We start from the raw sequence: 17,830 nt of genomic DNA on the forward strand, positions 1-17,830 counted from the left end.
CCGGCCCCTTTCGAAAGGATGCTTCCATGAAAGTAGAGCGGACCCCGCTCGACGGGGTGCTGCTGTTCAGGCCATCGCCCCACCGCGACGACCGCGGCCTGTTCACCAGGACGTTCGACGCCCTCGTGGCGGCCGAGCACGGCATCGACCCGGCCGCGTTCGTCCAGGACAGCCAGTCGCGCTCGCGCCAGGGCACCGTGCGCGGCATGCACGGCAGGTCCGGGCGGGGCGAGGCCAAGCTGGTGCGCTGCGCCCGCGGCGCCGTGCACGACGTGCTGGTGGACATCCGTCCCGGCTCCCCCACGTTCGGCGAGCAGTTCTCGGTACGGCTGGACGACCGGGACTTCCTCACCCTGTACGTGCCCGCCGGATTCCTGCACGGCTTCCAGGCGCTCACCGGCGAGGCCGACACCTGCTACCGGATCGACAGGGAGCACGATCCGTCGGAAGATCTGGCCGTGCGCTACGACGACCCCGATCTCAAGATCGACTGGCCGCTGCCCGTCTCGGCGATCAGCCCGCGCGATCTCGAGGCCGGCTCGTGGGCGCGGCTGACCGAGCGTCTGGCCTAGGGGAGGTCGGTCGATGAGAAGGCTACTCATGGGGGCGGTCGTCCTGCTGACCGCGGCCTGCAGCGCCGGCAACACCGTGGCCAGGCCCACCGTGACGGTGACGGTAACCGCCTCGGGCCCCCCGTCGGCCAGTCCGACGGCCAGCTCGCCGGCCAGTTCGTCGGCCAGCCCGACGGCCGCCCCGCCGACCCGGCTCGCCTCGCGCCCGGTGGTGGCCCCTGACGGCCGCCGCTGCCCCGACCACCCCACGCCGGCCTGCACGGGCCTCCCGCCCGGCACCACGCTACGCACGCTGGCGGCCAACGACGGCCCGGCGCACCGGGTGACCAAGGCGAACACCGTGCTCGACGGCGTGCACGTCACCGGCGACCTGCTCATCGCCGCCGACAACGTCAAGATCGTCAACAGCCAGATCGACGGGGGCGTCCAGGCCGAGTTCGACGGCCGCGACTACACGTACAGCATCGCCGACAGCACGGTGGGGCCGACCGGCCAGTGCCTGACCGCGCCCGCCATCGGCGTCGCCAACTACACGGTCGAGCGGGTGCTGATCCGCGGCCACGCCGACGGGTTCCGCGACTCGGGGGACAACATCTCGATCAAGGACTCGTACGCCAGGCTCTGCTCCGACGGCACCAAGAACTACTCCGACGGCGTCCAGACCTTCAACGCGGGCAAGAACTTCACGCTCGACCACACCACGCTCGACATGCGCGGCGTCGCCAACTACAACTCGCCGATCTTCTTCAACGACCGGCCGGACGGCACGCGGGACGTCACGGTGACCAACAACCTGGTGATGGGCGGCAACTACACGGTCCAGCTGCACAACATCCACGGCAGCCTGATCGTCAAGAACAACCTGGTGGTGGACAAGACGTGGGAGTTCGCTCCCATGTCGGGCGACTGCCTGGACACCATCCAGTTCGAGGAGAACCACATCGTCACCATCGACCAGGATTACCGGGTCACCTCCATCGTCCGGCCGCTCACCTGCAACGGCAAGTGATCGGGGCGCCGTTCGGCCTCCGCCATCCGGAGCAGCGCCCCGGTGGCCCCGATCAGCAGGAACGCCAGGCCGGTGACGATCGCGAACGACAGCAGGTCGAACGTGGCCGCGCCGAGCACGGGGGCCACCAGGCAAGCCGCCAGCGTGAGCCCCAGCTCCCTGACGCCCGGGTCCGCGCTGAGGTAGCGGGCCCGTAGCGCGCAGACGAACGCGCAGACGAACATGCCGAGGAAGATCGACACGCCGAGGATCCCCGTGTCGATCGCGCCCTGGATGTACTGGTTGTCGAAGACCTGGTACTTGGGGTAGTACCAGGTGCCCATGCCGCGCCCCAGCCACAGGTGCTTGGAGATCTCCTGCCCCGCGAAGGCGTAGTCGTGGGTGCGGTAGCCGATGCTGCTGTCGTTGAAGAAGTTGTCGAACAGGCCGAAGATCGTGCCGAGCAGCCCCGGGGAGATCACCTTCATCACGACGAGGAAGCCGGCCATGACCACGACCGCCTGGATCCGCCGCCGCGCCGGCCAGCCGAGCAGCAGCACGATCCCGACCCCAGCCAGGCCCAGGATGGCCGACCTCGACACCGAGAACATCAGCCCCATGCCGATCGCGGCCGTGCACAGCCACCAGCGCAGGGCGGGCCTGCCCAGCTCGCGCGCGCGGAAGCTGTAGTGCGCGGCGAGCGGCAGGATCATGGCGCAGACCACGCCGAACTCGATCGGATGCGCCGCCGTCGCCGCCACCCTGCGCATCGCGTTCCTGTCGAAGACGAACTTGTCCTCGATCACGAACCGCAGCCCGGGGATCTGCATGTACTGCGTCAGGTCGAGGTTGAGCAGGAACTGGAACGCGCCCACCAGCGACATGAGCGCGCCGGCCACCACGATGGCCTTGAGCGCGAAGTCCAGCCGCTCGCGCAGCCGGATTCCGTCGCACACCGCCAGCGCGAGTCCCGCGTTGGCCAGCACCAGCACGATCGCGTGGTCGGCCAGGTTGAGCTCGTCGGTCGGCAGGTAGCCGTAGGTGCCGTAGCCGTACGAGGCGGCGGCCGAGGCCACGTAGAGGAAGAGCGCGTACCTGACGGGGTTGCGGCCCTTGGCCGCGCCCAGCGTCCTGGTGAGCTGCGAGCAGAGCCACAGGAGCGCGGCGACGAGCGCGAGCACGTTGGCGACGGAGAGCGCCAGCGGGAGCCCGCGGATGATCATGCGGGCCGGGATGAGCATGAGCGTCACCACGAACAGGCAGACCAGCGTGGCCGCGTCCGCCGGGCGCGGCATCCCCGGCAGCGGCCGGGTGTCCAGGCCGGTGGTCACGTGTGCTTGCCGTTCACGTGGGCGTCGGCGGCGACGAGGACCCGCTGGTCCACCTGGACGGACGGGCGGGACGCCGTGGCCGCCTGTCTCCTGCGCCTGCGCGCCTCGACGAAGCTGTCGAACGCGTACGTGGCGAACAGGCTCGTCATGAGGCCCAGCGCGAGCGCCACCACGGCGGCCCGCAGCTTCCGCCCCGGCTCGGGCTCCGGCGGGGTCGGCGCGACCACCTGGGTCAGCGTCATGAACGTGGCCGGTGGCGCGTTCACCGCCTGCTGCCCCTTGAGCAGCTCGACCTTGGCCCTGGCCGCGACCTTGCGCACGATGTCCCGCGCCGCCTCGGGCGAGCTCGCCTCGCTCTCGATGAACACGAACGGCCCGGAGGCCAGCGCCTCGGCGTTCGTGCTGCCGTTGTGCACCTTGTACGTGACCGGCCCGTTCGGCACGATGCCGAGCTCGGCGGCCGTGTCGGCGGTCGTGAGCCGGGCGGTCAGGATCGAGGCCGTCATCGTCAGCCCGCGGTCGAAGTTGAGCAGGGGGTTCACGGGCGCGTTCGTGGTGCCCGGATGCACCGGCAGGCTGGCGCCAGTGCGGGGCGTGGTGAGGACCATGGCCGCGTTGGAGGTCCACAGGGTCGGCACCGTCGAGTAGACGCCCGCGGCCACCCCCACGGCCAGCAGGAACGCCGGCACGGAGACGTACCAACGACGGAACAGAACCAGGACCGTGAGCCAGAAGTCCATGCGCCCTCCCCCTCAGGCCGCGAACATGGGCTCCCGGCGTGACACACAGGTATCGTTCCAATGGCTCACAGGTGTTACGTAACGACTCGCCTGTCCTATGGCGATATGACTTCCGTGACCAAGTTGGCAGTGGTGACGCCCAGCTTCGGCCCCGACGCCGAGCTCTTCGCCGAGCTGCACGCGTCCGTGCTCGAGCACACCACGGACGACACCGTGCATCATGTGATCGTGCCGCCGCGCGACAAGCAGCTGTTCGCGCGCTACGCGGGCGCCCGCTGCCGGGTGTGGACCGAGCCAGAGCTGCTGCCCCGCCGCTACGTCCGCGTGCCCCGGTCGGGCCTGTGGGTCAACACCATGCGCCCGTGGCCGCCCATCCGCGGCTGGGTGATCCAGCAGGCGCTCAAGCTCTCCCTCACGGCCCGGATCGAGGCCGACGCGGTGCTGATCGCCGACTCCGACATCGTGCTGGTCAGGCCGGTGGACGTGGCCGCGTTCCGGACGGACGGGCGGCTCAGCCTGCACCGCGCCGAGTACGCCGTGCACGCGGGCATGACCAGGCACGTCCGCTGGCACCAGGTGGCCCGGGACCTGCTCGGCCTGCCCGGCGCGCCCCCGCCGCCGCTGCACGACTACGTCAGCTCGCTGACGTTCTGGGACCCGCACGTGGTGCGGGCCATGCGGACCAGGATCCAGCAGGCCACCGGGCGCCACTGGCTCGACGCGTTCACCTCGCGGCTGCACGTCTCCGAGTTCATCCTGTACGGCGTGTACGTCGACGAGGTGCACTCGCTCGCCGACCCGCCCCCGGCCAACACCGCGATCTGCCACAACTACTGGGACAGGACGCCGCTCGACCAGGACGGCGCCCTGGCCTTCGCCGACCGGCTCAACCCGGAGGCCATCGGCATGATGATCTCCGCCAAGTCCGGCACGCCGCTGCCCGTCAGGCAGGCAGCGGTGCGCCGGTGCGCCGAGGTGGTCGCCGGGCGCTGACCGTCATTTGACGATCGGGAACGTCTGGGTGTCCGCCGAGTCCTCGTCCACAGCCTGGGCCTTGCCGACCTGGGGGGCGTCCTCTTTCTTCGGCTCGGGCTCGGGCTCGGGCGCCTCGTCCGGCTTCGGGGTGAGCTCCAGGACGGGCCTCGGCTCGACGGCGTCCACGGCCTCGGTCCAGGACTCCGTCGAGGGTCCGGCGGCGACGCGCCGCCTGGCCTGCCTGAGCGTCCACGCGTACGCCGCCGCGAACCCCGCGAAGAGCGTGAGCACGGCCGCGATCCCCGCCGTCTGGATCTTCCCCCCGAGCTGCGCCTCGGGCGTGGACGGCGGCGTGACGTTGACCAGCGAGATGTACAGGATCGCCGGCGCCCCGAGCTCCTTCTGCTTGGCGGCCAGCTCGTCCTCGACCCGCTTCTGCGCCCGTACCACGAGATCCTTGGCGGTCCGCTCGTTCGGGCTGTCCGCGGTGATGGATAGGAACGGTCCACCGCTGCCGAACAGCGCCTGGTTGCTGCCTCCGTCGTCGATCACAAGCTTGTTCGGCCCGTCCTTGGGCGCGCCGAGCTGGGCCAGCACTTCGGGAGTGCTGACCGACAGGATCAGCGTCGCCGCCGTCGTACGCAGCCCCGCGCTGTCCACCAGCAGCGGGTTCGTCCGCCCTGCCTTCGACAGGGGCTCGCCCGGCGCCGGCTGCGTGTTGCCGGGACCGGTCACCAGCAGCACCACGTTGGCCGTGTAGTGAGCAGGCACGATGAGGAACCCCACGACCCCGGCCACCACGGCGAGCGCCAGGATCGGGGGGCCGACGAGCTTACGTCGGGCCAGGTCGAAGACGGTTTTCCAGAACTCCAAGACTTCCCCGCCCCCTGCGCAAAATTTTCGAGCTGTTCGAATGTGCGGAAAATAACATTCCCCCGGCATGGCGTACAGGGTTCCTGTCCGCTATGCCACAACTGTTCATCCGAAAAACGGACTTACCTGTTACGTCGGAACCGAACCGACCGATAGACCGTCGTGAAGTCCGCTGAAATGCTGCAGACGGCCACCGTCGACCGCCGCAGGCTGGCCGGCCTCGACGGAATACGCGGTCTAGCTGCGCTTTTCGTCGTCTTCCACCACGTCTGGCTGCTGTCGTTTCCCGGCTTTCCCCGGGACACCGGACCCGGCTGGGCGAGCTGGATGGTCTACGGGCATTTCGCGGTCGTGGTGTTCATCGTGCTGTCCGGCTTCTCCCTCGCGCTCTCGCCGGCCCGCAACGGGTGGCGGCTGGACTCGCTCGGCAGGTTCGCGCACCGCCGCGCCTGGCGGATCCTCCCGCCGTACTGGGCCGCGGTGGCGCTCAGCCTGGTGATCGCCTGGACCCTGGTGCCGCAGCCCGAGCAGGGCGTGCCCACCGGCAAGTCGGTGCTGATCTACGGGCTGCTGCTGCAGGACGTGTTCGGCAGCCCGAGCCCCAACGGCGCGCTGTGGTCGATCGCCGTGGAGGCCCAGCTCTACTTCGTCTTCCCGCTCCTGCTGCTGATCCTGCGCAGGATGGGCGCGATCGTCATGGTGGGCGCGGTGACCGCGGTCGTGGCGGCCGTCGGGCTGCTCGCGCAGGTGGTGCCCGTGGTGGGCGAGCTGATGCGGCTGACGCCGCAGTTCGCCGCGCTGTTCGCGCTGGGCATGGCGGGCGCGGGCGTCGTACGGCTCCAGCGGCGGATCCCCTTCCAGTGGCTGGCGGCGGCCGCGCTGCTGCCGGTGCTGGCGCTCATCGTGCTCAAGGGCTCGGTGTGGACGATCGGCAACCTGTACTGGATCGACCTGGCGATCGGGCCCGCGATCGTGCTCCTGCTGGCGGCGGTGGCGACCGGGAAGCCGGCCCCGGTCGTGTGGCTGCTGGACACGGGGCCCGTCAAGAGCCTGGGCTCCTTCTCGTACAGCCTCTACCTGATCCACGCGCCGATCGTGGTGAACATCCACGCGCTCGTCGTCGCCCCGCGCATGGAGCAGGGCGTCCCGGCGTTCCTGGTCTCGCTGGCGCTGGCCGTGCCGGTGACGGTGGTGGCGGCGCGCCTGTTCGCGGGGGTGTTCGAGCTGCCGTTCACCAGGAACAAGACGCCGGCCGCGCTGCGCGCCGCGGTGCGGGCCCGGTTCGCGCGGGCCCGCACGCCGTGATCAACCGGCCTTGACGAGCGCCTCCTGCTCGTACTCCCTGGCCAGCTCCTCCGGCATCGGCTCCAGGTCCGTGCAGCGCACGAAGTCGCGGAGCGTGGTGCCGAGGCAGGTGGCGTCGACGTTGGGCGCGGCCCTCCTGGCGCGCACGTCGTCGATGTTGACGCAGCGGAAGTCGATGCTGAAGCGGGTCCTGCCCGAGGTGTTGTTGACCGTCGAGTGCAGGTGGGCGCCGGAGAAGAGCAGCATCCCGCCGGGCTCGGTCACGATCCGCAAGTCGGGCTCGGGGTCGAAGTCCTCCTGCGGCCTGGGCTGCTCTCTTGTGTCGGAGTGGATGTGCTGTGCGGCGGTGGGGCGGGAAACGCGCTGCCATTCGCCGTACTCGTACGCGCCGCTGCCGTTGCGAAGCGGCCGGTCGAAATAGCGCGGGTGCAGGGCGAAGACATTTTCCGGGACCACCTCGAAAACCGGCAGCCACCAGTTGATCTGGTTGAACGGGGCGGCGTACCAGCAGTCGCGGTGGGCGTGGTAGGCGTAGGAGATCCCCGAGTCGAGATAGTGGTTCGAGGTCGAGGTGCGCAGCCGCGGCACGTCGAAGTACGTCTGTTCCAGCGGGAATCCGAGCTCCTCCATGATCTGGACGAGCAGTTTTTTGCTGTGCGGATGATGGATGAAGCGGGGCTTGAGCTCGGCCAGGAGGGCGGCGAAGTCCTCCACCGCCATGTCGAACTGCGCGGTTTCCGGGTTCCGCTTCCCGAACGCCTCGCTGATCAGCTCTTTCGCGAACGCGACGAGCTCCAGTGACGCCGGGGTCGGGGAGTAGACGAACACGTCCCCCCGATAGATCAGGCTGCGCCGGGTTTCGTCGTCCATCCCGCTGTCGGAGAAAATGGTGGTCATGTGCACCTCACCTGTCTTGCGCTTTCTACTCCCTGTCTCGGCGGTTCTGCGCACTTCGTTACAACGTTATTTCGTGTAACAAATCAGCCCCTCATTTCCGATTCCAATATGGGCCTTCGCCGACAGATGGAGTCGAAAAATGCAGGAAGTCCAGCAGTTCACGTTCCGGCGTGACGAACTGTTCCCGATCGCCGACCGCCTGCGTCCGAGCTTTCTGACCGCGTCACCGTTCCGGCATGTGGTGATCGACGATTTCCTGCCGGAGGGCGTACTCGATCCGGTGCTCGCGGAGTTTCCCGAGCCGAAGGACGCCGACTGGCAGCGGTTCGACAGTTCCAAGGAAGTGAAGCTGGCCCTGCAGGACACCGAGCAGATGGGGCCGGCGACGCGGCAGCTGCTCGCCGAGTTCAACGGTCAGGTCTTCATCGAGTTCCTGGAACGTTTGACCGGCATCGAGCGGCTCGTGCCCGACCCGCACCTCGAGGGCGGCGGGCTGCACCAGATCAGGTCGGGCGGCTTCCTCAAGGTGCACGCCGACTTCAACCGGCACCGCCGGCTCGACCTCGACCGCAGGCTCAACGGGCTGCTCTACCTCAACAAGGACTGGGAGGAGAGCTACGGCGGTCACCTGCAGCTCTGGAGCAAGGACATGAGCACGTGTGAGCAGGCGGTGCTGCCGGTCTTCAACCGGTTCGTGCTCTTCGCCACCACCGACGACGCCAACCATGGCCACCCCGACCCGCTGACCTGCCCGCCTGAGCGGGCCCGCCGGTCGATGGCGCTCTACTACTACTCCAACGGCCGCCCCGACGAGGAGATCAACGCCGATCACACGACGCTGTTCAAGCAGCGTCCCGGCGAGAAGTACAAGAACAACCTGCGCCAGGTGCTCAAGCGCTGGGCGCCCCCGGCGCTCGTCGAGCTGGCCGGACGCCGGGACCGCTCCAAGTGACCTGACCCCCGGGCGCGCGTGGCGGGTCAGCGGGTCAGCGGGTCAGGTGGGCGAGGCGGGCGAGCTTTCTCCCGCCTCGTGCCGCGAGCCGCCGCTGACGTGACACGTACAGCTTGAGGACCGCCCGCCGCGCCCGGCGGCGCTGGTCGGGCGTGAGCTCCGTCTGGTCGATGACGCCGAGCAGCACGCGGGCCTGGATGAGCGTGGCGAAATAGCCGCGCCAGGCGGGCAGGGCCAGCCGGCCGCTCATCTTCACCGGGTTCGCGTTGGCCCAGTTGCGGTGCGAGAGCACCTCGGGCACGTGCGCCCAGGGGCCGGACAGCGCGTGCTGGGCGGCGGCGATCTCGTCCTCGCGCACCAGCACGCGGCGCGGCACGGTCCTGGCGACCGCGGTGCGGTGCACGCCGTACAGGGGGTCCATGAGCACGTAGTCCTCGGTGAGCAGGCGCAGCATCTCGGCGAAGCGCTCGGCGGGGTCGTCGGAGTTGAGCGCGGTGCCCTGGTAGTGGCCGGTCCGCGTGACGCCGTCGGCGGTGTACGCGGTCTGCGCCGTGACCAGGACGATCCGGTCGTCCTTGGCGAACTCCTCCAGCGAGCGCGACACGCAGTACTCCGCGAGCGTGTCGTCGTCGCCGACCCAGCGGAAGAACTCCCCCTCGGCCAGGCGGAGCGCCGTGGCGAAGTTGCCGACGGGGCCGATGTTCTCCGGCTGGCGGTGATAGCGGATCCGGCTGTCGCCGGCCGCGAGGTCGCGGCAGATCTCCTCGGTGTCGTCCGTGGAGGCGTTGTCGCAGATGACCAGCTCCAGGTTCTGGTGATCCTGGGCCAGCACCGACAGGACGGCCTTCTCCAAGTTCCTGCCTCCGTTGAAGGTGGGCAGGCCGATCGAGACCAGCGCATCGGGGTTCAACGGGCTTCCTTTCTCCACAGCTGCCTGAGTGGCACGGCCAGCAGGACGTACACGACGATGCCGGCGCCGCCGGCGAGCACGAGCTGGACCAGCGCGTTGCCCTCCACCACCCGGTTGACCAGCGCCGTCACCCCCGCCGCGGCGAGCCCGGCCAGCAGGGGCCGCACGAGGGTGGGCAGCACCGGGCCCAGCCGCACCCCGGCCCGGTGCAGGAAGTACGCCGCCACCGGCAGCGCCACGAGCAGGCTGGCCGCCACCTGGCCGACCGCGGCCCCGCGGATGCCCTCCAGGCGCGTGCCGGCGATCAGCGCGGGGATGAGCGCGGCCCCGTAGGCGAGGTTCATCCAGACCGTGGCCCTGGTGTCACCCTGGGCGGAGAGGATGTCGAGCGCGAGCGAGAGCAGCATCCTGACCACCATCACCAGCGCCAGCCAGCGCAGCACGCCCGCCGCCTCGTCCCACTTGCCGCCGTAGAGGAACGACACCAGCGGGTGCGCGAGCACGGACATCACCACCGCGAACGGGAGGATGGCCGTCAGCAGCAGCGGCGCCGCCCTCCGCACGCCTTCCGACAGCGCCTCGGAGGTGTGCTCGGCCAGCCGCGAGAAGCCGGGAATGCTGACGTTGCGGACGGCCTGGCCGATCAGACCGGGCACCCAGCTCGACACGTTGAAGGCCAGCAGGTAGTAGCCCAGCCAGACGTGCCCGAGTATGTCGCCCACCACGATGTAGCCGGCGTTGAGCAGCACGCTCTCCAGCCCGATCCCGGCGGCCGACGGCAGCCCGAACTTCAGCAGCTTGCCCGCGATGGCGCGGTCCACGCCCAGCCGCACCGGCAGCCGGGCGGCGAAGAAGACGATCACGCCGGTCACCACGGACTGCGCGACCTGGCCGAAGGCGAAGCTGAACGCGCCCGCGCCCTCCGCGGCCAGCGCGATGGCCACCACCGCGTTGACCGCGAACCCGACGCCGATGGCGAGCGTCAGCCGGTCCTGCTGGAACCGGCGGATCAGCGTCGCCGCGCGCACCGCGGTGAAGCCCTCGACGATGATCACCGAGGTCAGCAGCCTGACCACGGGCGCGGCCTGGGCGGTGCCGGCCAGCTCCGCGAAGGCCGGCGCGCCCACCCAGAACACCGCGTACAGCGCCATGGCCGACAGGAACGACAGCACCGTGGCGGTCGGCGCCATCTCCTCGAGCTTGCCCCGCCACTGGATGGTGGCGACCATGATGCCGAGGTCCTTGACCGACATGACGAACGCCGTCGCGGCGAGCGCGACGGCGTAGATGCCGAAGTCGCCCGGCGCGAGCAGCCGGGCGAGGATCAGCCCCATCACGAAGGAGCCCGCCTTCGTGGCGAGGTTGCCCAGCAGACCCCAGCGCAGCCCACGCCCGGCTAATTTGCCGAGGGAGCCGATCTGCTGCTCGGCGTCCTTGACTTCCATGTGAAACTCTCCCTAGGAGGCCGTCTCGTCGACGCGCTCCAGCCAGATCTCCCGCCAGAACGGGAGGAACTCTCGCGGGCAGTTGACGCTGTAGACCCCTTCGCAGTAGACGGATTCGAGGGCGATGCAGGGGTTCTTCATCTGCAGCAGCTCGCCGGTGCGCTCGTCCAGGCAGCGTTCGACGCGTGCGACGACCCTGGCGGTCCTGCCGCAGTGCCTGGCCATCTCCTCTTCGAAGCCGAGGCCCCTGTTGAGGCGTTCGTGGTTGAGCGTGGCGACGATCTCCTGCCGCGACTTGATGCGCACCAGCTCGCCCGGCTGCAGGTCGAGCGTGCCGGTCGGGGTGGGACCCGGCTTGCCTTTGGGCACCCAGCCCCAGGCCAGCCCGCCCCTGATCCGCAGCCGGCCGGGCAGCACCCTGCGGCTGACCGACTGGTAGCGGTTGAAGACGGCGAAGAACAGGCCGCGCAGCGTCTTCAGGACGCCCGCGTTGCCGCTCTTCACGTCGACGGCGTACTGCCGGACGTCCTTCAGCGGCACGCACGTCGGCGCCGCGCGATGCAGCTCGGTGGCCTGGCAGGCGAAGCGCTCCTCGCCCTCCGGCCCCGGCGGCTTGTGCGAGTTGACCTCCAGCAGCGGCAGCAGCCTGCGGTCCTTCTCCGGGGCCGCAGGCCCGTCGGATACTTTCTTGAGCCAGGCGTCCTTCCAGTAGAGCGAGCAGGCCGTCTGGCAGCCGCCGTGCGCCGAGCCGTCGCAGCGGGCCCCGGTCAGGTGGACGGCACGTTCCATGCGTCGCATGCGGCCGTGGCTGATCGTGTCGCACGCCTTGTGCGCGACCTTGTGCACCGTCATCCGCTGCCCGCAGAAGCGGAGCATCTCCGGCATGAACGGTAACCCGTCGAGCTCGCCCCGCTCGTCCAGCGTGGCCAGGATCTCGGCTTCCCCGCGTACCTCGACGACGTCTCCGACCCGGAGATCCATCACGCCTTCTCCCTCACCAGTCCGGCATCCAGCAGAGCGTGAGCCGCCCTCTCCACGGCGGCGAACGGCAACTCGGATCGTCGGGCGATGTCGAGCAGGCTGTGCTCCCCGTCGGACAGGTTCAACACCCATAACATCGCCATCTGCGCCTGTTTCGTGTCACTTCTTCCGCCAAGAGATCCGTAGAGTCCGCGCCTGCCCAGTTGCGGCTCGCCGTACGGGCTGAGGTTGACGTAGGTGCGGTTGCCCTCCAGCACCTCGACCACCTGCGTCAGGGCGTCGAGGGTGTCCTCCATGGCCTCCGGCGTGACGAACCCCGGGTTGTCCCCCGAGGTGTGATATTCCGGGTATCCGGCGTACGGCGTCCTGGTCAGGCCGCCGAACGGCAGGTTGAACCCGGGCGAGCAGAACTGCCGCTCGTCGTACCCGTACGGGGAGAAGTCCAGCACCCGGTGCGGCCGGCCTTCGAGGACATGCTCCACGGCCCGGTCGATCTCGGCGTCGCCACGCCTGCTCCGCTTGTACGTCAGCGACCCGGGATCGCCCGCGCACGCCAGCGTGAGCCCGGCCGCGACCAGGTGGACGCGCTCCCGGTTGCGCGCCAGCCAGGTGATCGCCCCGATCGTCCCCGGCATGAACAGGAACCGGTACGTGTACCGCGGCTCCTTCAGCGCCAGCGCCAGCGCCACGGCCACGGCGATCCCCGCGAGGTTGTCGTTGGCCAGCGACGGATGGCACACGTGGCAGGAGACCACCACCTCGTCGGGGAGCCGCCCGGGAACGACGTGCTCGGCGATGGTCAGCGAGCCGTCCTCGAGCGTCGAGTCGATCAGCACCTCGTACGGCCCCTCGCCGAGCGCGTCGAGCGCGTTCTGGCTGAGGCAGAAGCCCCACGTCTCGGCGTAGTAGCTGGTCCGGTAGGGGATCAGCGCCGGCTGGTCGGGCAGCGTGTGCAGGCGCGGCCGCAGCTCCTCCAGCGAGTACGTCCCCGACACCGGCACGCTGTAGCCCACCACGTGCAGGTTCGACTCCCGGAAGTCGATCACCCGTCGCCCGGAGGGGTCCTTGACGTAGGCGTCGCGGATGTTCCACTCCTTCGGCACGGTCCAGTCGAGCACCTCGGTCCCCGTCGGCACCTCGGTGACCGTCAGCGGCAGGTGCTCGCCGACGATCTCCAGCGTGCGCCGCACCCCGTCGCCCGTGATGCTCCGGCAGATCGGGTACAGCCGCTCGACGAGCGCGTGCATCCGGTCACCGTTCACGGGCGGAGCTCCGCGTCGATGCTCCTGGCCGCCTGCCGGTCGGCCAGCCGCGTCAGCCGGGTGAAGCGCCGGTCGAAGTCGTGCTTGGACAGCCCGTACGTCCGGTACGCCGCCACCAGCTCCTCCGCACCCGCCCGCACGGTCCACTTGGCGTCGTAGCCGGGCAGCGCCTCCCGGATCCGGGCGAAGTCCACCCGGTAGGAGCGCGGATCGTTGCCGGCCTCTCCGGTGATCTTCAGCACGGCCCCGGGCACGGCGTCGACCACCTCGCCGGCGATCTCCGCCACCGTCACGTTGTTGGTCTCCGAGCCCACGTTGAACGCTGCGGCGTGCACGGCGTCGCGCGGCGCCTCGATCGCCCGCAGGAACGCCTCCGCGATGTCCTCGGCGTGCACCAGGGGCCGCCACGGGGTGCCGTCGGACAGGACGAGCACCTCGCCGGAGAGCACGGCGTGGCCCACCAGGTTGTTCAGCACGATGTCGGCCCGCAGACGCGGCGAGAACCCGAACGCCGTCGCGTTGCGCATGAACACCGGCGAGAAGTCCGCGTCGGCCAGCTTGACGAGATCGTCCTCCACCCTGACCTTCGACTCCGCGTACGGCGTCACGGGCCGCAGCGGCGCGTCCTCGTTCACCAGTTCGTCACCGCCGGAGGCGCCGTAGACCGAGCAGGTGGAGGCGTAGACGAACCTGCGCACCCCGGCCTCCTTGGCCAGCCGCGCCAGCCGTACCGACGCGTGGTGGTTGATGGCGTAGGTCAGCTCGGGCGCCAGCGAGCCGAGCGGGTCGTTCGACAGCGCGGCCAGGTGCGCCACGGCGTCGACGCCTTCGAGCATCTCGGCGGAGACGTCCCGCAGATCGACCGCGTAGCCGGGCGGGTCGTCGACCCCGGGTCCGAGCACGCAGTCGGCGAACAGGCCGGAGTCGAGGCCGATCACCTCGTGCCCCGCGGCGGACAGCACGGGGGCCATCACGCTCCCCAGGTACCCCTGGTGCCCGGTCAGAAGAATCCGCAAGATCAGCCTCCAGCCAGATCGATGGTCAGCTTGTTCACGTGGAAGGCCTCGGCGTACCTGGCGCCGCACTCGATGCCGCGGATGCGGGCGAGCCCGAGGAAGGCCTCCCTGTCGTACCAGGGGCGGTGCCGCTGCGACGGGTAGTGCTCCTGCAGCAGCCGGACCTTGGTCTCGGCCACCTCGTCGTCCAGCGGCTGGTAGACCGAGGGGCGGCCGAGATCGCCGTCCCACTTGACGATCTCGTAGCCGAGCGTCAGATGGTCGCGCCAGACCGTCGGCACGAGCTGGGCCAGGCCCCGGTGGTCCTGGTGCGCGTCGCCCGTCCACGGGGCGAGGATCAGGTCGGGGTCGGCCTGCGCCCTCAGGTCCTCAAGAGCGTTCTTGGCCTCGTCCCAGTGCGCGGGCAGCCGCCCGTCGGGCAGCTTGAGCACGGTGAGGCGCAGGTCGGCGCCGGGGCAGAAGGCCGCGAGCGCCGCCCGCTCCTCCTCCTCGCGCGCGCTCCCGCCCCCGGACAGCACGAGCGCGTGCACGCGTACCCCCGGGCGGGACCGGCAGATCGTGTACAGGCTCGCGCCTGCGCCGATCGCGATGTCGTCGCAGTGGGCGCCGAGCGCCACGACCTCGTCCCGCCGCGCGGGCCGCAGGCCGATCATGCTTCCCACAGCGCCCAGGGCCGCTCGCCCCGTGCCCAGGAACGATCCAGCTCGAGGCGCTGGTTGACGGTGTCGCTCGGCCGCCAGTAGCCCCGGTGCGGGTACGCCAGGAGCCGTCCCCGCTTGGCCAGCTCCGCGCAGCCGTCCGCGACCAGGTCGCCGTTCTCCGGGATGTGGTCGAAGACGTCCTGGCGCAGCACGAAGAAGCCGCCGTTGACCCAGAGCGGCATCTCGCTGACCGGGGTGATGCCGCCGACCAGCCCGCCCTCGCTGACGTCGATGACGTGGAAGGTGTTGGTCGGCGGGACCACCATCATCGAGGCGCCCGCGTCGGAGGCGGCGAAGCGGCCGATGATCTCGGGCAGCGGCGCGTCGGTCAGCACGTCCGCGTAGTTGGCCAGGAACATCTCGTCGCCGTCCAGGTACGGCCGGACCCTGCGCAGCCGCTCGCCGATCGGGGAGTCGAGCCCGGTGTCGATCAACGACACCGACCAGTCGGAAATGTCCGTGGATAACAGCTCGATCTGCCCGTTCCGCAGGATGAAGTCGTTCGACCCCGTCTCCTGATATTTCAGGAAGAAGTCTTTGATGTGCTGCGCGCCGTAGCCGAGGCAGAGGATGAACTCCTTGTGCCCGAAGTGCGCGTAGTACCGCATGACGTGCCAGACCAGCGGGCGCGGGCCGACCATCTGCATCGGCTTGGGCATGTCACCGCCGGGCAGGTCGCTGCGCATCCTGGTGCCGCGCCCGCCGCAGAAGAGGACGACCTTCATCCGACGACCTCCAGAGACGGTATCGGGAAGACCAGCCGGCCGCCCCACTCCCGTACGTAGGAGAGCTGCTCGACCAGCTCGTCACGCAGGTTCCACGGCAGCACCAGCACGTAGTCGGGCCGGTCCTCGGCGATCCGCTCCGGCGCGTGGATCGGGATCCGCGAGCCCGGCGTGAACCTGCCGTGCTTGTACGGATTGCGGTCCACCGTGTACGCCAGCAGGTCGGGCCGGATCCCGCAGTGGTTGAGCAGCGTGTTCCCCTTGCCCGGTGCGCCGTACCCGACCACGGTCTTGCCGGCGTCGGCGGCGTCGATGAGGAACCTGAGCAGGTCCCGCCGCACCTTGGCCACCCGCTTGGCGAAGTCCTCGTAACCCGCGAGCTCGTGCAGCCCGGCCGCCTTCTCCCGGGCCAGCACCTCGACGACCCGGGGCGAGACCGGCGCCTCGGCGGGCTGCGCCCAGAGCCTGATCGACCCGCCGTGCGTCGGCAGCAGCTCGACGTCCACCAGGTGCAGCCCGCCGCTCGCGAGTGCCCGCTGCGCCGAGGCCACCGTGTAGTACTGGAAGTGCTCGTGGTAGATGGTGTCGTACTGGTTCAGCTCCATCAGCGTCAGCAGGTGCTGCACCTCGATGGAGACCCGGCCGTCGTCGGCCACCAGCGCCCGCAGGCCCTTGGTGAAGCCGACGACGTCCGGGATGTGCGCGTACACGTTGTTCGCCACGACCAGGTCTGCGGGCCCGTGCTCCGCCCGTACCCGCCGGCCGACCTCCGGCGACAGGAACTCCGTGAGCGTCGGCACCCCCTTGTCGAGGGCGGCCCTGCCGACGTTGGCGGACGGCTCGATGCCCAGGCAGCGCACGCCCCGCTCCACGACGTGCTGGAGCAGGTAGCCGTCGTTGCTGGCCACCTCGACCACGAACGAGTCGGGGCGCAGCCCGGCGCCGTCCACGAACCTCCGCGCGTGCTCCACCCAGGAGGTCGAGTAGGAGGAGAAGTAGGCGTACTCGGTGAACGTCTCCTCCGGCGTGATCAGCGGCGGCAGCTGGGCCAGCCAGCAGCTCGTGCAGACCCGCAGATGCAGCGGGTACGTGGGCTCCGGCGCGTCGAGCTGCTCCGCGGTCAGGAACAGCTCGCAGGGCGGGGTCGCCCCGAGGTCCACGACCCCGGCGAGCCCCTCGGCGCCGCACAGTCGGCAGATGGTCATTCAGCTCACTCCAGCCAGGGCCTTGGCCTCGTACTCCAGCGCGAGATCTTCGGGCATCGGGGCGAGATCGTTACAGCGCACGAAGTCCCGCAGCGTGGTGCCGGTGCATTCGGCGTCCACGTTCGGGGCCCCGCGGTGCGCGCGCACGTCGTCGATGTGGACGGTCCGGAAGTCGATGCTGAACCTGGTCCTGCCCGAGGTGTTCGGCACGGTGGAGTGGAGCTGCGCGCCGGAGAACATCAGCGTCCCGCCTGCCTCCGGCACCACCCTGACCTGCGGCTCCAGCTCGATCGGCTCCTCGGGCCGCGGCTGGACGCGGGTGTCGCTGCGTACGTGGGCCGCCGCGTTCTGCCGGCTCGTCCTGTTCCATTCGGCGTAGTCGTAGCCCGCGCTGCCGTTGCGCACCGGCTGGTCGAAATAGCGCGGGTGGAAGGCCATGACGTTCTCGGGGGTCACCGCGAACACCGGGATCCACCAGTTGACCTGGCTGAACGGCGCCGAGTACCAGCAGTCGCGATGCGGGTGGAAGGCGTAGGAGATGCCGGAGACCAGATAGTCGTTCGAGGTGGACGTACGCAGCCTGGGCACGTCGAAATAGGTCCGCCCGACGTCGCAGCCGCGCTCCTCGATGACCGCCGGCAGGAGCTCCTTGCACCGGGGGTGGTGGATGAACCGCGGCTTGAGCTCGGCGAGTAATTTCGCGAACTCCTCGACCGGCATCTCATGCTGCGCGGTCTCCGGGTCCAGACCGCCGAAGGCGTCGTGGACCAGCTCCCTCGCGAAGCTGACCAGCTCGGTCGTGGCCGGCGCGGCCGAATAGACGAAGACCTCGCCCTTGAACAGCATCTCGCGGCGCGTCTCGTCGTCCACGCCGCTGTTGAAGAAGACGGCGGTCATCATGAAGCTTTCCCTCTCGGTCGGCTTGAATGGCGGTCAGGGTCTGGCATGCTGC

18 protein-coding genes are annotated in these 17,830 nt (G+C 69.8%); 5 read left to right on the top strand and 13 right to left on the bottom strand.

Annotation, left to right across the window (positions count from 1 at the left end):
- Positions 1-26 precede the first annotated feature (26 nt).
- Both AB0H84_RS02500 and AB0H84_RS02505 read left to right on the top strand, forming a co-directional pair.
- Positions 27-572, top strand: coding sequence for a dTDP-4-dehydrorhamnose 3,5-epimerase family protein (locus tag AB0H84_RS02500; protein WP_357596963.1), 546 nt, complete (start codon positions 27-29; stop codon positions 570-572).
- A gap of 13 nt (positions 573-585) precedes the next feature.
- Positions 586-1,581, top strand: a complete 996-nt coding sequence (locus AB0H84_RS02505; RefSeq protein WP_357596966.1) for a hypothetical protein — start codon at positions 586-588, stop codon at positions 1,579-1,581.
- Here the strand turns inward: AB0H84_RS02505 and AB0H84_RS02510 are convergent.
- Together AB0H84_RS02510 and AB0H84_RS02515 are read right to left on the bottom strand one after the other, a co-directional pair.
- Positions 1,533-2,891: an O-antigen ligase family protein gene (locus AB0H84_RS02510; RefSeq protein WP_357596969.1), complete on the bottom strand. Its 1,359-nt coding sequence runs from the start codon at positions 2,889-2,891 to the stop codon at positions 1,533-1,535. The two genes, AB0H84_RS02505 and AB0H84_RS02510, sit on opposite strands and share 49 nt — an antisense overlap.
- Positions 2,888-3,631 carry a hypothetical protein gene (locus tag AB0H84_RS02515; protein ID WP_357596972.1) on the bottom strand — a complete coding sequence of 248 codons (744 nt, stop codon included), beginning with the start codon at positions 3,629-3,631 and terminating at the stop codon, positions 2,888-2,890. Before AB0H84_RS02515 ends, AB0H84_RS02510 begins: the two co-directional genes overlap by 4 nt.
- A gap of 114 nt (positions 3,632-3,745) precedes the next feature.
- On the opposite strand from AB0H84_RS02515, the gene AB0H84_RS02520 reads away from it, so the two are divergent.
- Positions 3,746-4,624 carry a DUF6492 family protein gene (locus tag AB0H84_RS02520; RefSeq protein WP_357596975.1) on the top strand — a complete coding sequence of 293 codons (879 nt, stop codon included), beginning with the start codon at positions 3,746-3,748 and terminating at the stop codon, positions 4,622-4,624.
- A 3-nt stretch (positions 4,625-4,627) separates the two neighbouring features.
- On the opposite strand, the gene AB0H84_RS02525 is transcribed toward AB0H84_RS02520, so the two are convergent.
- Positions 4,628-5,479, bottom strand: a complete 852-nt coding sequence (locus tag AB0H84_RS02525) for a hypothetical protein (RefSeq protein ID WP_357596978.1) — start codon at positions 5,477-5,479, stop codon at positions 4,628-4,630.
- A 162-nt stretch (positions 5,480-5,641) separates the two neighbouring features.
- Here AB0H84_RS02525 and AB0H84_RS02530 point away from each other — a divergent pair, with 162 nt between their 5' ends.
- Entirely contained in the window at positions 5,642-6,784 is a 1,143-nt protein-coding gene (locus AB0H84_RS02530) for an acyltransferase (RefSeq protein ID WP_357596980.1), read from the top strand.
- Here the strand turns inward: AB0H84_RS02530 and AB0H84_RS02535 are convergent, their stop codons facing one another.
- On the bottom strand, positions 6,785-7,681 hold the full coding sequence (locus AB0H84_RS02535; RefSeq protein ID WP_357596983.1) for a hypothetical protein: 897 nt from the start codon (positions 7,679-7,681) through the stop codon (positions 6,785-6,787).
- 139 nt (positions 7,682-7,820) lie between these two features.
- Here AB0H84_RS02535 and AB0H84_RS02540 point away from each other — a divergent pair, with 139 nt between their 5' ends.
- On the top strand, positions 7,821-8,633 hold the full coding sequence (locus tag AB0H84_RS02540; protein ID WP_357596986.1) for a 2OG-Fe(II) oxygenase: 813 nt from the start codon (positions 7,821-7,823) through the stop codon (positions 8,631-8,633).
- Positions 8,634-8,667: 34 nt separating this feature from the next.
- Here AB0H84_RS02540 and AB0H84_RS02545 read toward each other — a convergent pair whose 3' ends face one another.
- From AB0H84_RS02545 to AB0H84_RS02585, 9 genes are read right to left on the bottom strand one after another with little or no spacing between them, the layout of a single operon-like run.
- Positions 8,668-9,543, bottom strand: a complete 876-nt coding sequence (locus tag AB0H84_RS02545; protein WP_357596989.1) for a glycosyltransferase family 2 protein — start codon at positions 9,541-9,543, stop codon at positions 8,668-8,670.
- Positions 9,540-10,988 (bottom strand): oligosaccharide flippase family protein, encoded by a 1,449-nt coding sequence (locus AB0H84_RS02550; RefSeq protein WP_357596992.1) that lies wholly within the window; start codon positions 10,986-10,988, stop codon positions 9,540-9,542. Before AB0H84_RS02550 ends, AB0H84_RS02545 begins: the two co-directional genes overlap by 4 nt.
- Before the next feature lie 12 nt (positions 10,989-11,000).
- A complete protein-coding gene (locus AB0H84_RS02555; protein ID WP_357597897.1) occupies positions 11,001-11,969 on the bottom strand; it encodes a hypothetical protein in 969 nt (322 codons plus the stop codon).
- Positions 11,969-13,231 carry a DUF4910 domain-containing protein gene (locus AB0H84_RS02560; protein WP_357596995.1) on the bottom strand — a complete coding sequence of 421 codons (1,263 nt, stop codon included), beginning with the start codon at positions 13,229-13,231 and terminating at the stop codon, positions 11,969-11,971. Before AB0H84_RS02560 ends, AB0H84_RS02555 begins: the two co-directional genes overlap by 1 nt.
- Positions 13,228-14,247, bottom strand: coding sequence for an SDR family oxidoreductase (locus AB0H84_RS02565; protein WP_357596998.1), 1,020 nt, complete (start codon positions 14,245-14,247; stop codon positions 13,228-13,230). Before AB0H84_RS02565 ends, AB0H84_RS02560 begins: the two co-directional genes overlap by 4 nt.
- Before the next feature lie 2 nt (positions 14,248-14,249).
- A complete protein-coding gene (locus tag AB0H84_RS02570; RefSeq protein WP_357597001.1) occupies positions 14,250-14,900 on the bottom strand; it encodes a PIG-L family deacetylase in 651 nt (216 codons plus the stop codon).
- Positions 14,897-15,673: a glucose-1-phosphate cytidylyltransferase gene (locus AB0H84_RS02575; RefSeq protein WP_357597004.1), complete on the bottom strand. Its 777-nt coding sequence runs from the start codon at positions 15,671-15,673 to the stop codon at positions 14,897-14,899. Before AB0H84_RS02575 ends, AB0H84_RS02570 begins: the two co-directional genes overlap by 4 nt.
- The gene (locus AB0H84_RS02580) at positions 15,670-16,878 is read right to left on the bottom strand and encodes a class I SAM-dependent methyltransferase (RefSeq protein ID WP_357597007.1); all 1,209 of its coding nucleotides are present in this window, start codon (positions 16,876-16,878) and stop codon (positions 15,670-15,672) included. Before AB0H84_RS02580 ends, AB0H84_RS02575 begins: the two co-directional genes overlap by 4 nt.
- A complete protein-coding gene (locus AB0H84_RS02585) occupies positions 16,879-17,778 on the bottom strand; it encodes a hypothetical protein (protein WP_357597010.1) in 900 nt (299 codons plus the stop codon).
- Positions 17,779-17,830: the final 52 nt, after the last annotated feature.

Source organism: Nonomuraea sp. NPDC050786, from assembly GCF_040654115.1.
In the GTDB taxonomy this organism is placed as follows: Bacteria; Actinomycetota; Actinomycetes; order Streptosporangiales; family Streptosporangiaceae; genus Nonomuraea.